6 protein-coding genes are annotated in these 16,372 nt (G+C 72.5%); 5 read left to right on the forward strand and 1 reads right to left on the reverse strand.

What is annotated here, in order from left to right; translation table 11 throughout:
- The first annotated feature begins 156 nt into the window (after nucleotides 1-156).
- The 4 genes from LV78_RS04320 (at nucleotide 157) to LV78_RS04335 (ending at nucleotide 13,210) form a co-directional block, all read left to right on the forward strand.
- Nucleotides 157-687 carry a single-stranded DNA-binding protein gene (locus LV78_RS04320; RefSeq protein ID WP_253843419.1) on the forward strand — a complete coding sequence of 177 codons (531 nt, stop codon included), beginning with the start codon at nucleotides 157-159 and terminating at the stop codon, nucleotides 685-687.
- Between the two features lie 326 nt (nucleotides 688-1,013).
- The gene (ettA, locus tag LV78_RS04325; protein ID WP_253843420.1) at nucleotides 1,014-2,690 is read left to right on the forward strand and encodes an energy-dependent translational throttle protein EttA; all 1,677 of its coding nucleotides are present in this window, start codon (nucleotides 1,014-1,016) and stop codon (nucleotides 2,688-2,690) included.
- 67 nt (nucleotides 2,691-2,757) lie between these two features.
- Complete coding sequence (locus LV78_RS04330) at nucleotides 2,758-7,989, forward strand: hypothetical protein (RefSeq protein WP_253843421.1); 5,232 nt, start codon at nucleotides 2,758-2,760, stop codon at nucleotides 7,987-7,989.
- 262 nt (nucleotides 7,990-8,251) lie between these two features.
- A complete protein-coding gene (locus LV78_RS04335; RefSeq protein WP_253843422.1) occupies nucleotides 8,252-13,210 on the forward strand; it encodes an NAD-glutamate dehydrogenase in 4,959 nt (1,652 codons plus the stop codon).
- 102 nt (nucleotides 13,211-13,312) lie between these two features.
- Here the strand turns inward: LV78_RS04335 and LV78_RS04340 are convergent, their stop codons facing one another.
- Entirely contained in the window at nucleotides 13,313-15,013 is a 1,701-nt protein-coding gene (locus LV78_RS04340) for a carbohydrate-binding module family 20 domain-containing protein (RefSeq protein WP_253843423.1), read from the reverse strand.
- A 248-nt stretch (nucleotides 15,014-15,261) separates the two neighbouring features.
- Here LV78_RS04340 and LV78_RS04345 point away from each other — a divergent pair, with 248 nt between their 5' ends.
- Entirely contained in the window at nucleotides 15,262-16,275 is a 1,014-nt protein-coding gene (locus tag LV78_RS04345) for a LacI family DNA-binding transcriptional regulator (RefSeq protein WP_253843424.1), read from the forward strand.
- The last annotated feature ends 97 nt before the right edge of the window (nucleotides 16,276-16,372 follow it).

The following is a 16,372-nucleotide window of genomic DNA, read 5'->3' on the forward strand; positions in this document are numbered from 1 at the left end:
GTCCATACCACTGGACGGGTGCGGAACCCCTGGGCATTTGGCTCGTTGTCCACAGGCGTGCGGGTTGTCCACAGCTCCGTTCCCGCCGCTTTCCGCGCGGCTCGGCGGGGGTGAAGCTGGACGGGAAAGAGGTGTCCGGCGGTGCGGAGGTGCGTGGTGGCGATCAACGAGACGAGGGTGACCCTGGTGGGCACGGTGGCCAGCGAGGTGGCGCTGAGCACGGTGGGGACGGGGTACCCCAGGGCGGTGTTCCGGATGGTCAGCGTGGAGCGGCGGTACGACCGGGACCTGGGGCGGTTCGTGGACGGGGACCGGCTGTTCGTGTCGGTGACGTGCTGGCGGGGGCTCGCGGAGAACGTGCGGGCCAGCCTGGGGCGGGGCGACCCGGTGCTGGTGACGGGCAAGCTGCGGCTGCACGAGCTGCGCACGGACGACGTGCGGCGCACCCACCTGTCGGTGGAGGCGTCCGCGGTGGGGCCGAACCTGCTGTGGTGCCGGGCCGCGCCCCGGCGGGGGGAGAGCGGCGAACCCGGTCCCGATGTCGGTTCCGAACCGGTTTCCGGCGCGGCCGGGCGCGGTATTTCAGAGTCGGCGGGTGCAGCGCCTACGCTGCCCGACGTGCTCGCGCCGCGCACCGAGGAGCAGTCGGTCTCCGTCGCGGAGGAGGCCCTCCCGGTGCCCTTCTGAGCCGAACAGCCCAACCGCCGGGATATCGCGCCCCACCGGGGGTTCGAGCGGCGGACAATGTGACGAAGTTTCCGCAGACGAGCAGCACTGAGGAGGGAGGTCGTGGACGGCGCCGGGTGATGCCCACGTCCAGGTGACAGTCCTTGACATTCCGGTAGAACTGCGCAGTTCACGACGTTCGCAGGTCACGGCTCCGGGTCCACGGGACCCGGTGCGCGGTGCCCCCGTTCGGGTGACAGCTGTGCGTCCTGGCTCCGGAAGATCAGGTTGCGCGTTGCCGACGACCGAGGTTCTTGCCCGAACGGCTCCGCTCTACGATCGCGGCTATGGCCGAGTTCATCTACACCATGAAGAAGGTGCGCAAAGCGCACGGGGACAAGGTCATCCTCGATGACGTCACCATCATGTTCTACCCCGGTGCGAAGATCGGCCTGGTCGGCCCCAACGGCGCGGGCAAGTCGAGCGTGCTGAAGATCATGGCCGGTCTCGACAAGCCCGGCAACGGCGAGGCCTACCTGTCGCCCGGCTACACCGTCGGCATCCTGCAGCAGGAGCCGCCGCTCAACGAGGAGAAGACCGTCCTGGGCAACGTCCAGGAGGGCCTCGGCGAGATCAAGGTGAAGCTCGACCGCTTCAACGAGATCGCCGAGAAGATGGCCGTCGACTACTCCGACGAGCTGATGGAGGAGATGGGTCAGCTCCAGGAGGAGCTGGACCACGCCAACGCGTGGGACCTCGACTCCCAGCTGGAGCAGGCGATGGACGCCCTGCGCTGCCCGCCGCCGGACGCCGACGTCAAGCTGCTCTCCGGTGGTGAGCGCCGCCGCGTCGCGCTGTGCAAGCTCCTGCTGAGCAAGCCCGACCTGCTGCTGCTCGACGAGCCCACCAACCACCTGGACGCCGAGAGCGTGCTGTGGCTGGAGCAGCACCTCGCGCAGTACGCGGGCGCCGTCCTGGCGGTCACCCACGACCGGTACTTCCTGGACAACCTCTCGCAGTGGATCCTGGAGCTGGAGCGCGGCCGGGCCCACGTGTACGAGGGCAACTACTCCACGTACCTGGAGAAGAAGGCCGAGCGCCTGGCGGTCCAGGGCAAGAAGGACCAGAAGCTCCAGAAGCGCCTCAAGGACGAGCTGGACTGGGTGCGCTCCGGCGCGAAGGCCCGCCAGGCCAAGTCCAAGGCCCGACTGGACCGGTACGAGGAGATGGCGGTCGAGGCGGAGAAGACCCGCAAGCTCGACTTCGAGGAGATCCAGATCCCGCCGGGCCCGCGCCTGGGCAGCATCGTCGTCGAGACCGACAAGCTCAAGAAGGGCTTCGGCGAGCGGGTCCTGATCGACAACCTGTCGTTCACCCTGCCCCGCAACGGCATCGTCGGCGTCATCGGCCCGAACGGCGTCGGCAAGTCGACCCTGTTCAAGACCATCGTCGGCCTCGAGCAGCCCGACGCGGGCAAGGTCAAGGTCGGCGAGACGGTCAAGCTGTCCTACGTCGACCAGAACCGCTCGGGCCTCGACCCGAAGAAGACGGTCTGGGAGACGGTGTCGGGCGGCCTGGACTACATCCACGTCGGCAACGTCGAGATGCCCTCGCGCGCGTACGTCAGCGCGTTCGGCTTCAAGGGGCCGGACCAGCAGAAGCCCACGGGCGTGCTGTCCGGCGGTGAGCGCAACCGGCTCAACCTGGCGCTGACCCTCAAGCTCGGCGGCAACCTGATCCTGCTGGACGAGCCGACGAACGACCTGGACGTCGAGACCCTGGGCTCGCTGGAGAACGCGCTGGAGCAGTTCCCCGGCTGCGCCGTGGTCATCTCGCACGACCGGTGGTTCCTGGACCGCGTCGCCACCCACATCCTGGCGTGGGAGGGCACCGAGGAGAACCCCTCGCAGTGGTACTGGTTCGAGGGCAACTTCGAGGGCTACGAGAAGCACAAGGTCGAGCGCCTCGGGGCCGAGGCGGCGAGGCCGCACCGCGTCACCTACCGCAAGCTCACGCGGGACTGATCGACGACGGAGCACGCTGGTCCGGTCGGCGCAAGCTCGTGCGGGACTGATCGCTGGTAGGGGAGACGTGGCGGCAAGGGGCGAGGCGGCGAAGGTCGACGTCGAGGTGAGCACCCTCGTGGTGCCCGCCTGGAGGTTGCGCCTGCGCGCGCCGGAGTTGGCGCTGGTGCTGGGTGAGCGCGCGGTCGCTCTCGCCACCGCACGCCGCGACGAGGTCGACCGGTTGCGCGCGGAGGCCATCGTGGTCTTCGCGGGCAACCGGATGGAGCGCCAGGTCAAGGTGGCCGACCGGGCCATGGACGCCCTGACGGCGGCCGAGGCCGTCCAGGACCTGGAGACGGCGTGGCGGCTGCGCGTCGAGCTGGCGGGCAGCGCCCGCTCGGTCGGCGCGCCGCTGACCGGGTTCGCCGCCGTCCGGCCGGTGCTGGAGGCGGCGGGCGTCCCGGACGGCCTGCGCGCCTCGGCGCTGGTGCAGGCCACCCAGTGCCTGGTCTCCGTGGGACGTGGTCCCGCGCTGGCCAAGGCCCTGGAGGACGCCGACCGGCTCTACCTGGCGGACGAGTCGCTCGACCACGACGTCACGCTGCTCATGCGGGGCCTGCTGCGGGTCGCCGCGGCGGGCCAGCAGCGCCGCTGGGGCGACCTGTCGGCGGCGACCGCGTCCGCGCGGGAGGGGCTCGGCCTGCTCGACGGGCTGTCCGACCCCACCGCCGACAGCGGGCAGGTCCGGGCGGCGCTGGCGCTGGAGCTGGTGTGCGCGCTGATGGACGCCGGTGAGACCGGTGCGGCGTCCGAGGTGGGCTCGCCGCTGCTGGAGGTTCCGGTGCGGGCCCCCTCCGCGTCCGCGCTCGGCTGGTTGCGGGTGGCGCTGGCGACCAGGCTGCACCTGCCCGCCGGGCGGGTCGACCAGGCGCGGGAGCTGCTGCGCGACGCTGCCGACAGCGCGCAGCGGCACCAGCTGGACACCCTCCTCGCGGAGAGCACGCTGGCGCTGGCCCACGTGCACGAGGTGTCCGGCGACCTGTCCGAGGCGCTCGTCGACCTGCGCGCCGCCCACGCGGCCGAGCGCAGGCGGGCCCGCGCCGTGTACGCGGTGCGGGCGAGGCTGGCGGCCGAGTTCTCCGGCGTGCGCCGCCAGCCGTCCGGACTGCACGACCAGCTGGCCGCCCTGCTCACCCCGGACGGCAAGGCGCCCGCGCAGCAGGCGGACAGCCAGCTCACCCCGGAGGCCAAGCAGCAGCTCCGCCAGTGGCGCCCCGGCCAGCAGGCCCGTCCCGAGGCGGCCAGGGGCAAGCGCGTCGGCGGCAGGCGCGCCGCCGAGGACATGACGGTGGACGGCCTGTCGGCGGCACGGGCCCACGCGGCCGACCGCTGGCGCCTGGTCTCCCCGTTCGGCGACCCGGCGCAGCCCGAGTCGGAGACCGGCTTCGCCGCTGCGGCGGCGGCCCAGGCGGGCGGGCGCAGGCGCGCGCCGGACCCCGCAGACCCCGCAGCCCCCACGAACCCCGCGGACGCGGACGGCGGGGGCAGGCCCTCCTCGGAGCCGAAGTCGGTGGCGGACATCATCAGCCACCTCCCCTTCCTCAACCGCGTCACGCGCCCCGACGGCGCCAGCCGTGGAACCGGCGCCGAGGTCGCGCCCCCGCCCGGAACCGGGACGGGGAGCGGCGCGCCGGCCGGGAGCGGCCCGACCGCCGGCCCGGAGGCCGGGACGCACCGGACGTCCGCCTCCCACCAAGCAGGCGCTCCCCACCAGGAAGCCGCTCCCCACCGGGCAGGCGCTTCCCACCGGGCAGCGGGTTCGCCGACCTCGGCGTCGCAGGACGCCCAGGGCGCGGCAGGCGCCGGTGGTGGGACCACCGCTGCGGGCTTCGAGGCTCCCGGTTCCGCGCCAGGGGGCGCGGCGGCCGGGCGGGCGTCGGCCACTGGCGCGCACGGGCGGGAGAGCGGTGGTGGGCACGCCGCGCAGGACTCCGGCGAGCACTACGTGACTCCGCTGCACGGGTCCGAGCAGCCGACTCCGGGGTACCACCCGGCCCGGCCCGGATCGTCGCGGCACAGTTCGCCCGACGTCGACTCGACGCAGGCGCACGCCGGGCAGGCGCCTGCCGGGCAGGCGCACACCGGCCAGGCCCACGCTGAGCCGTCGGCTGGCGGGCCGTCAGCAGGCGGGCCGTCGGCTGGCGGGCAGCCGGGTAGTGGGCAGTCGACCGGCGGACCGCTGGACAGCGGGTTGTCGGGCAGCGGAGTGCCGGGCAGTGGGTTGTCAGGTGGTCCGCAGGTCGGTGGCGCGCAGGTCGGTGGCGCCGATCGGCAGGGTGCTCCCGCGTCGCGCTCGGCGACCGAGGGCGGGCGGTCCAGGCACGGGCAGGACGAGGTCGAGGAGTCGACCGCCGCCCAGGTCGCCGCGCTCAAGGCGATGATGGCGCAGGCCGCGGCGACCAGTGGTGGCGCAGGTGACTCGGCTGCCGCGCACGCCGCCGCGCAGGCCGCGATCGCGGCTCGGATCGCCGCGCACTTCGCGGGCGAGAAGAAGGACGACGAGGGGTGGCAGGGGCCCGCTGAGCCGGTCGTGGGCGGTCCGATCGCTGACGGCGCCGGTGGTCAGCCGTCCGGGGTCGAGCAGTTCGCGGACTCCTGGCGGTCCGCCGTGCAGGCCGGGTGGCCGAAGGCCGCTTCCGCCGAGGAGCGCGGTGACGAGGACGAGGCGGGCGGGATCGAGGACGTCGACGACGACCTCGGGCTCCCCGACATCAGCCACCTCCCCACGCCGGTGCTGAACCTGCCGTTCAGCTCGTCCGCGCCCGGTTCCGCGTTCGGCGCCGGGGTTGCGGGGCGGTCGCGGGAGTCGGAGGGTGAGGTGGTGCCCGCCGCCGAGCAGACGGTGTTGATCCCTCCGATCCGGATCGAGTCCGATGACCGGGAGGACCGTTCCGCTGCCCGGACCGGCGCGGCTCCTGCGAACCCGGCGGACACCGCTTCCGGGAGCGCGGGTCCCACCCGTGGGGACTCCCGAGCCGACTCCGCTCGTGGGGACTCCTACGCGGACGCCGCGCAGTCCGCTTCCGCAGGTGACAGCGATGCCGTCGGGGAGCGGTCCGTGTCGGCCGCCGGGTTGATCGCCGCCTCCGGCGCGGTGCGCAGCGGGCGGCGCAGGGCCGCTCGGGAGGCGTCCGAGGACGGTGTGGACGGTGTGGCCCCCGAGGGTTCCGGGGTGCTGGAGAACTTGAAGGCCGCCGGACTGCTCGGCGGGCGGCGGCGGGCCGGTGGTCGACGGCGGGCCGCAGCCGACGAGGGTGGTGACGACGGCGGTGACGACGGTCGAGCGCGAGCTGGGACGGAGGCTTCGGTGCCCCCTGCTGACGAGGTTCCCTGGCGGGTCGAGGTGCCCGCGCGCTTCCGCGAGGAAGCCGCTGACCAGGGCGCTGAACGATCCGCTGACAAGCACGACCGGGCCGTGGACATGTTCGACTCGCCGACCATGGTCCAGCCCGTCGTGGGCGTGGACGGGTACCCGGTGGACGAACCGTCCGGGCTCGGTGTCGCGTTCGCCAAAGGACCGCTGATCCCGACGGCCCGCGTCCCCGAGGGGTACGGGCACGACCCCAAGCGGGACGAGTTCCCCGGCGACCCGCGACCCAGGGCCGCCGTCGACCCCAGGAAGCCGCTCGGCGCGCCCGACCCCTTCCCCGTCAGCCGCACCACGGGGGAAGACCGGGGCGCGACCCCGGCTGATCAGGGCTCGGGCGATCCGGTGACCGGTGAGCGTGGCGTGGACGGCTCCAGCGCGCGCGGTTCGGCCGGTGGGCACGGCGTGGACGGCTCCGGCGCGCGCGGTTCCGCTGCGGGTGGCTCTGCCACGGGCGGTTCCGGAGCGGACGGCTTCAGCTTGGCCGAGTGGGCGCTCGGCGGGGTCGGCTCCACCAGCGGTGGCTCGGGTGACGGTGGCTCGGGTGACCGGGGGGCGGACAGCCGCACCTCGGCCGACTGGGGTGCCTCGGACCGGAGCGCCTCCGACTGGAGCGCCTCGGACCGGAGCGCCTCGGACCGGAGCGCCTCGGACCGGGATGTCTCCGACTGGGGCACTGCTGGTGAGGACTGGCGGGTCGCCGGTTCGTCCGCTGGGCGCGGGGCCGGGAGCGACTACCTCGACGGGATGGACGCTGGCGCCTCGGGTGGGGCTGCCGCGTTCTTCGGCGGGACGCACGCCGCCGCGAGCGAGGCGAGCGCCGCCCCCCGGAGCGCCGACCCCCGGAGTGCCGACTCCTGGAGTGGTGACCCTGGGAGCGCGGGCAGCTCCTTCCGCGAGGAGGAGCGGTCGGGCAGGCATGGTGGTGGGGAGCGGGGCGGCGCCGGTGGGCTGCACAACCCCGGTGACACCAGCGGTGGGCTGCCGTTGCAGGGGCGGGGTGGGCCTGAGGTCGAGCGGGATGGTTCCGGGGCGGCCGGTGGCTCCTCCGGGCTCGGAGGGCACTCGACCAGCGGCGACTACAGCCTCGGGGACCACTCGACCAGCAGCGACTACGGCCTCGGGGACGGGAGCTGGTCGCGGCGGTGGGCCGAGGCCGGTGGGACGGTGCCGCCGGTTCCCACGCCCGACCCGATCCCGCCCGTTCCGACGCCTGAGCCGTCCCCCGCGCCTGAACCGGTCCCGACGCCGGTTCCCGAGCCCGAGCCGCCGCTGGGCGGGGGTTCGGACAGCTCCGGGTGGTCCGGTGGCGGGTACGCCGAGCTCGACGACTGGCGTGCGCGCTTCGCCGCCGAGAACGGCGACGAGGTCTTCGGCGCAGGCAGCAGCTTCGGTGGCGGCGCCACCAGCGGCGCGGACTTCGGTGGCAACGCCGCCGTGAGCACCGGTTTCGGGGACCCCGCCGGTAGCGGCTTCGGCGATGGCGGGGATGACGTCGTCAGTGCTGGTGACAGCGCCGACGTCAGCGCGGACAGCAGCGCGGACATCGGCGCCGTCGCCGACAGCGGCAGCTCCACCACCGGCGCCGAAGGCGAGGGCGAGAAGAACCCCTTCGTCACCTCCGTCGTCGTCGGCGGCCGGACGATCGACCTGCCCGTCGTCCCCGACCCCGCTCCCGCGCCCGACCCCGTCCCCGGTTCCCCCAGCGCCACCCGCGCCTCCCGCAGGCCCAAGAGCGACCTCAGCCTCGCCGAGCTGCTCGCCGAGGCCCTCGTCGCCTACGAGGCCGGGCGGCGGGAGGACGAGGAGGAGCAGCGGGCCAGGGCGGAGAGCAACGAGAGCACCGGGATCATCACGCGGCTGGACGACTGGGCGCCGCCCGAAAGGTGAGACGAATTCTTTGAGGTTTTAATAAGGTTCCAGGTTTCCTGCCGGTGACCAGCGTGAGTCCGGTAAATGACTTCGCTGGTCCCGGTTTTCCGTGCTTTGCCGCCGGGAACCCCGTGGTACTGCTGGGGAAGCGGCTGATCGATCAGGTGAACGATCCAGCTCGTGAAAAACGCGGGTCCCGCCTGCGCAGTTCCGAGTGTCTGGTTAAGTGGTGCGCAGACCCGGCACACAGAGGTGCCGGATAGCGTGGAGTCGCCTGAACATGACCTCGACTGGATTCCCGACCCGTTCCGAGCGCACCGCCCACGCCGCGGGTGGTGCCGCGCGTGCGGCCAGTCCTGAACACACCCGAGACGAATTGATCGGCAGAGCCGCCGAGAACGCGCCGGAGCTCGCCGAGCTGATCCGCCTCTACTACCGGCACGTGCCCGCCGAGGAAGTCAACGACGACGACCCGGCCGACCTGCTGGGCGCGGTGCGCTCCAACCACCGGCTCGCCGAGAGCCGCGTGGCGGGCCGTCCCACGGTGCGGGTGCTCAACCCCACCAGGGAGCGGGACGGCTGGCAGTGCCCCGCGACCGTCGTGCAGATCGTCACCGACGACATGCCCTACCTGGTGGACTCGGTCGCCTCCGAGCTCACCCGCAACGGCGTGCAGGTGCAGCGCGTGATCCACCCGATCGTCGTCGTGCGCCGCGACCCGGCCACCGGCGCCCTCCTGGAGGTGCTGCCCACCGCCGACCCGGCCGACCCGCCGCAGGGCGCCGCGGCCGAGTCGTGGATGCACATCGAGGTCGACCTGCTCACCGACGCCGACCGGGCGCACGAGCTGGAAGCCGGGCTGCGCTCCGTGCTCGACGACGTCCGCGAGGTCGTCGAGGACACCGACCTCATGGTCGCCACCGCCCGCAGGCTGGCCAAGTCGCTGCCGAACGACGGCCTCCCGCTGCCCGAGCACGAGGTGCAGGACGGCGCGCGGCTGCTGGAGTGGCTGGCCGACGAGCACTTCACGTTCCTCGGGTACCGCCGCTACGAGGTCGTCCGCGCCGAGGGCGGCGAGCCGGTCCTGCGCCCCTCCGACGAGGCCGGTCTCGGCGTGCTGCGCCAGGACAGCCCCGCCGCGCACGCCCTCACCGCCGGGCCCGACGCGGGCGCGCCGGACCAGGAGCTGCTGGTCCTCACCCAGGCCAGCGCCCAGGCCAGCGTGCACCGCTCGGTCTACCCGTACTACGTGGGCGTGCGGACCTTCGACGCCGAGGGCCGGGTCAGCGGCGAGCACCGGTTCCTTGGCGTGCTGTCCACGACCGCGCTGCACGAGGACGTCCTGGACATCCCCGTCATCGAGCGCCGCGTCCGCGAGGTCATCCACAGCGCGGGCTTCCCGCTGCACTCGTACTCGGGCCAGCGGATGCTGGAGGTCATCCAGAACTACCCGCGCACCGAGCTGTTCTCGGTGGACGGCGACACGCTGCACACCACCGTCACGGGCGTCATCGCGCTCGCCGAGCGCCGCCGCCTGCGGCTGTTCCTGCGCCGCGACCCGTACGGCCGCTTCTACTCCTGCCTGGTCTACCTGCCGCGCGACCGCTACACCACCACCTCGCGGCTGGCCATGCAGGAGGTGCTGATCGACGAGCTGGGCGGCGTCAACCTGGAGTACAGCGCCCGCATCGGCGAGTCCGCGCTGGCCCGCGTGCACTTCACCGTGCACACCGACCCGTCCGCCGACCAGGGCGCCACCCCGGACACCGGGAGCATCCAGCAGCGGCTCGCCGAGGCCGTGCGCTCCTGGGACGACCGCATGGTCGAGGCGGTGCTGGCCGAGACCGCGCGCTCGAACGAGCTGGGCGCCGAGTCGGCCGGTGAGCAGGGCCAGCGGATCGCGGGCGCGTTCCCCGAGGCCTACAAGGAGGACTTCACCGCCACCGAGGGCCTGTCCGACTTCCGCCGCATCGAGGCGCTGGGCCAGGGCGACCTGGACATGGTGTTCTACGTGCCGCGCGACGCCGAGCCTGGCGAGCGCCGGTTCAAGCTGTTCCTCGCGGGCGCTCGGGTCACCCTGTCCGACGTGCTGCCGATGCTCCAGCGCATGGGCGTGGTCGTGGTCGACGAGCGGCCGTACGACCTGATCCGCGACGACGGCGTCGAGTGCTGGATCTACGACTTCGGCCTGCGCCTGGAGCAGGCCACCCTGGACAAGCTCACCGGCGAGGACCTCGACTCGGTGCGCGTGCGCTTCCAGGACGCGTTCGCCGCCGCGTGGCGCGGCGAGTCCGAGGTCGACGGCTTCAACACCCTGGTGCTGCGCGGCGGCCTGACCTGGCAGCAGGCGGCCATGCTGCGCGCGTACGCCAAGTACCTGCGCCAGGCGGGCGTGTCCTACAGCCAGGACTACATCGAGGACGCCGTCCTCGGGCACACCGGGGTCGCCACCGCGCTGGTCGAGCTGTTCGAGACCCGCTTCGACCCGGCGCTGGACGAGGACACCCGGATCGAGCGCACCGACGGCCTGGCCGACCGGATCACCGGGCTGATCGACGACGTCACCAGCCTGGACGCCGACCGCATCCTGCGCAGCCTGCTCACCCTGGTGCTGGCGACCCTGCGGACCAACTACTTCGTCCGCGACGCCGGTGGCGCGCCCCGCCCGTACCTGGCGGTCAAGCTCAACCCGAGGGCCATCCCGGAGCTGCCGCAGCCCCGCCCCCGGTTCGAGATCTTCGTGTACTCGCCCCGGATCGAGGGCGTGCACCTGCGGTTCGGGCCGGTCGCGCGCGGCGGGCTGCGCTGGTCCGACCGGCGCGAGGACTTCCGCACCGAGGTGCTGGGCCTGGTCAAGGCGCAGGCGGTGAAGAACGCGGTGATCGTCCCGGTCGGCGCGAAGGGCGGCTTCGTGGTGAAGCGCCCGCCCGCCCCCAGCGGTGACGCCGGCCTGGACCGCGAGGCGTTCCTGGCCGAGGGCATCGCCTGCTACCGCCAGTTCATCTCCGGCCTGCTGGACCTGACCGACAACCTCAAGGCGGGCGTCACCGTCCCCGCCCCGCAGGTGGTGCGGCACGACGGCGACGACAGCTACCTCGTCGTGGCCGCCGACAAGGGCACCGCGTCGTTCTCCGACATCGCCAACGAGGTGTCCCGCTCCTACGGCTTCTGGCTCGGCGACGCGTTCGCGTCCGGCGGCTCGGTCGGCTACGACCACAAGGCCATGGGCATCACCGCCAAGGGCGCGTGGGAGAGCGTGAAGCGGCACTTCCGGGAGCTGGGCACCAACACCCAGACCGACGAGTTCACCGTCGTCGGCGTCGGCGACATGTCCGGCGACGTGTTCGGCAACGGGATGCTGCTGTCCGAGCACATCAGGCTGGTCGCCGCGTTCGACCACCGGCACGTGTTCCTCGACCCGAACCCGGTGGCCGCGCCCTCGTTCGCCGAGCGCTCCCGGCTGTTCGCGCTGCCGCGCTCCTCGTGGGACGACTACGACCGGTCGCTGATCAGCGAGGGCGGTGGCGTGTTCCCGCGCACCGCCAAGTCGATCCCGGTCAGCGAGCAGGTCAGGGTCGCGCTCGGCCTGCCCGAGGGCACCGTGAAGCTGTCCCCGCAGGAGCTGATGCGGGCCGTGCTGGTCGCCCCGGTCGACCTGCTGTGGAACGGCGGCATCGGCACCTACGTGAAGTCCTCCACCGAGTCGCACGGCGACGTCGGCGACAAGGCCAACGACGCGATCCGGGTCAACGGCCGCGACCTGCGGGTCAAGGTCGTCGGCGAGGGCGGCAACCTGGGCCTGACCCAGCGCGGTCGCATCGAGTTCGCCCGCACCGGCGGCAAGGTCAACACCGACGCGCTGGACAACTCGGCGGGCGTGGACTGCTCCGACCACGAGGTCAACATCAAGATCCTGCTGGACGAGCTGGTCAGGCAGGGCGCGCTGGACGCCGGGCAGCGCAACGAGCTGCTGGGCGAGATGACCGACGAGGTCGGGCAGCTGGTGCTGGCCGACAACTACTCGCAGAACGCGGTGCTGGGCGTCAGCCGGGCGCACGCGGCCCCGATGCTGTCCGTGCACGCCCGCCTGGTCACCGACCTGGAGTCGCGCGGCGTGCTCGACCGGGGCCTGGAGGCGCTGCCGAGCCAGGCCGAGTTCAAGGCGCTGGAGAAGGCGGGCGAGGGTCTGACCTCGCCGGAGCTGGCGACGCTGCTCGCGCACGTGAAGCTGGCGCTGAAGGAGGAGGTGCTGGCCAGCGACCTGCCGACGATGGACTCGGCGGCGCGCAAGCTGCCCGACTACTTCCCCAGCCAGCTGCGGGCCCGCTTCGGCGACGCCATCCCGGACCACCCGCTCAGCCGGGAGATCATCACCACCGTCCTGGTCAACGAGGTCGTGGACGGCGGCGGCATCTCCTACGCGTTCCGGCTGGCCGAGGAGATGAGCGCGTCGACCACCGACGCGGTGCGGGCGTACACGGCGGTCACCTCGATCTACGACCTGCCGTCGCTGTGGCGCAGCATCCGCGAGCTGGACAACGCGGTGCCCAGCGAGGTCCTGGACGACATGCTGCTGGAGACCCGGCGGCTGCTGGACCGCGCGTCCCGCTGGCTGCTGACCAACCGGCCGCAGCCGCTGGCGATCGGCGCCGCGATCTCCCGGTTCCGGGGCGTGGTCGAGCGGATCACGCCGAGGATGGTGGACCTGGTCAAGGGCCGCGAGCAGGAGTCGGTGCTGGCCAACGTCGACCGGCTGGTCGGCCACGGCGTGCCGCAGGAGCTGGCGACGCGGATCTCCACGCTGCTGTTCACCTACGGGCTGCTGGACGTCACCGAGATCGCCGAGCTGGCCGAGCACGAGGAGCTGAGCGCGTCGGCGGGCGCCGAGCGCAGCCACGAGGAGACCGCCGAGCTGTACTTCGCGATGTCCGACCACCTGGACATCGACCGGATGCTCAGCTCGGTGTCCTCGCTGGAGCGGGAGAACCGCTGGCACGCGCTGGCCAGGCTCGCGCTGCGGGACGACTTCTACTCGTCGCTGCGGGCGATCACGGTGGACGTGCTGCGCACCTCCGACCCGGAGGACAGCGGCGAGGAGAAGATCGCCGCGTGGGAGCAGGCCAACGCGTCCCGGCTCGGCCGGGCGCGGGCGGCGCTGGAGGAGATCAACCGGGCGAACCGGCTCGACCTGGCGACGCTGTCGGTGGCGGCGCGGCAGGTGCGGAGCATGGTGCGCTGACGGGGCGGTAGGACGACGAGGGGCGGTTGGCAGGCGCCAACCGCCCCTCGGGCGTTCACGGGACCGGTCGCGCGGGCTTCCTCCCGCGCGACCGGCCTCCGGCTAGTTCCGCCAGGTGTCGTTCAGGGTCGCGGGCGCGGTCGCGGTGCGGTTCGCGCCGCTCTCCCACGTCACGGTCCCGTTCGCCTCCTTGCGGATGTACTTGTAGGCGAACTGCGTCCCGCCCGGCAGCGACACCGAGGCCTTCCACAGCGGGTACGACGCCGAGGACAGCGCCACCGCCCGCGCCGGGTCCCAGCCGCCCAGCGAGGCGTGGTCGCCCACCACGAAGATGTTCTGCCCCATGACCGTGGTCGCGTTCACCGAGAACGCCGCCGCGCCCGTGCCGGGGTTCGACCCGTTGCCCATCGCGCCCACGTGCAGCGCGATCGCCTCACCGGCGTTCACCGTCGCGGTGAACTGCCCGGCCGAGTTGACCACGTGCGTGGCCGTGCAGCCGTCGCGCTGCACGTCGCAGTAGGTGCCCGCGGGCAGCGAGGTCTGGAACGTCCGCGACACCGCTGAGGACTCCCGGTTGACCACGGCGTAGCCCTTGTCGCCCCGGCCGAACGCGATGGCGTTGCGGCCGTTGTCCCACCAGTTCGTCACGGCCGTGCCGGAGGTGGTGTTGCGGAAGCCGACCATGTTCGCGATCTGCGGCCACCGGTGCTGGCACTCCCAGCCGCTGCTGTAGCACTCGCCGGGCGCGGGCGGGCCCTGGTCCTTGTTCGAGAACTCGTAGCCCGAGTACACCTGCGGCGAGCCGTACGGCCAGGCCAGCATGAACACGTTCGCCAGGGTGTAGTTCGAGCCGTCCTTGTACGACAGCGTCGACCCGTTGCGCTCGGTGTCCCAGTTGTCCACGAACGGGCGGGACTGCCCGCTCGGCAGGTGGCCCCAGCCCTCGCCGAAGTTCTTCAGGTAGGCCAGGTTCTCGCTGGTGAACACCCGCTTGAGGTCGTAGGCGTAGCGGAACTCGTCGACGTCGCCCGAGCCGGTGTACTCGCCGGGCTGCACCGCCTCGCCCGCGCCGTAGATGACCTCGTGCACCCAGAACGCGTCGCGCTTGGTCAGCTTCGCCTTGATCGCGGACAGGTCGGCGGCGGGCATGTGCTTGGCCGCGTCGATCCGGAAGCCGTCCACGCCCATCGACAGCAGGTTGTTCAGGTACTCCGCGATCTCGCTGCGGACGTACTCGCTGCCGGTGTTCAGGTCCGACAGGCCGCTGAGCTCGCAGTTCTGGACGTTGTCCCGGTTGCGGTAGTCGTTGATGTCGGTGCGGCAGGTGTGGAAGTCCTGGTCGCCGTAGTGACCGGGGTAGTTGTACTTCGTGTACTGGGTGCCGCCGGTCCCGGTGCCCGAGCCCGCCGACATGTGGTTGATCACCGCGTCGGCGATGACCTTCACCCCGGCGTTGTGGCAGGTGGTGACCATGTTCCGGAACTGGGCCTCGCTGCCGAGCCGACCGGCGATCCGGTAGCTGACCGGCTGGTACGAGGTCCACCAGGTCCCGCCCTGGATGTGCTCGGTGGCGGGGGAGACCTCGACGTAGCCGTAGCCCTTGGGGCCGAGGACGCCGGTGCACTCGGCGGCGACCCGGTCGAAGGTCCACTGGAACAGGGTCGCGGTCACGGTCTTGGCGCCGGGCGGGGTGGCGGTGGCCGTGGGCGGGGTCGAGGCCAGCTGGGTGGCCCCGGCGGCGACGACACCGGCTATCAGGGCTCCGGCGGCGAACAGGGCGATCTTCCGTGCAGGGGGTGCCACGGTGGCTCCTCTGGTGCAGGGGTGTTGTGCAGGGATGTGTCCTGGTCTTACCAGTTGCGTAAATTGCTGAAAACCGCTGCAACCTCTTTCGCGCACTGCTCCGAACGGGTGGCAGTGCTTCGGGATGGCCCCAGCGGTGGTTGCGAGCGCCCCACCGCGCCGGCCGTAAAGTCACGGAAGCGGAGCGGTGAGCGCGCGGTGGCGTTCTTCCCCCGCGCGCTCAGGCCGGAGCTTCTAGGAGTGACACAGTGACAGCTCGGCTCAGTGACATCGCGTCCCAGGCTGGTGTCAGCGAGGCCACGGTCAGCCGGGTCGTCAACGGCAAGGCGGGCGTGTCGCCCACGACCAGGCAAGCCGTGGTGGCCGCCATGGACGTGCTCGGCTACGAGCGCCCGCTGCGGCTGCGCCAGCGCACCCAGGGGCTGGTCGGCCTGATCATCCCGGAGCTGACCAACCCGATCTTCCCGGTGTTCGCCCAGGTCATCGAGCAGGTTCTGACCAGGGAGGGCTACACGCCGGTGCTGTGCACGCAGACGCCGGGCGGTTCGTCGGAGGACCAGCTGACGGAACTGCTGGTCGACCGGGGGGTGACCGGGATCGTGTTCGTGTCCGGTCTCCACGCGGACACAACAGCCGACCCCGACCGCTACGTCAAGCTCGCCGGTCGCGGTGTGCCGTTCGTCATGGTCAACGGCTTCACCGAGCACGTGTCCGCGCCGTTCGTCTCGGTGGACTACCGGGCCGCCGCCCGGCTGGCCGTCTCGCACCTGCTGGAGCTCGGCCACGAGCGGGTCGGGCTGGCCGTGGGACCGCCCCGGTACGTGCCCACGCAGCGGCTCGCCGAAGGCTTCGCGGCGGCCTTCCCGGCAGGCGTCGCGACCGGTCCGGTGGAGCACTCGCTGTTCACCGTCGAGGGCGGGCAGGCCGCCGCCGACGCCCTGCTCGACCGGGGCTGCACGGCGGTCGTGTGCGGCAGCGACCTGATGGCGTTCGGCGCGATCCGGGCCGCGCGGGGCCGTGGCCTGCGGGTTCCCGGCGACGTGTCGGTGGTCGGCTTCGACGACTCCCCGCTGATCGGGTTCGCCGACCCGCCGCTGACCACGCTGCGCCAGCCGGTGGAGGCCATGGGGCAGGCCGCCGTGCACGCGCTGCTGGAGGAGGTCGCGGGCACGCCCGCGCCGCACGCCGAGTTCGTGTTCCAGCCCGAGCTGGTGGTGCGCGGCTCGACCGCCGCCCGCCGGAGGCGACCCGAGGGGGAGTGACCCGCGTGTCACCTCCGGGCGAAGCGAAAAACCTTCACGACGGCCCGCTTAACCTGGACGCGGCACGTCGATAGGGTTTCGGCAAGGCGACTAAGCG

Source organism: Actinosynnema pretiosum, assembly GCF_024171695.1.
Taxonomy (GTDB): domain Bacteria; phylum Actinomycetota; class Actinomycetes; order Mycobacteriales; family Pseudonocardiaceae; genus Actinosynnema; species Actinosynnema pretiosum.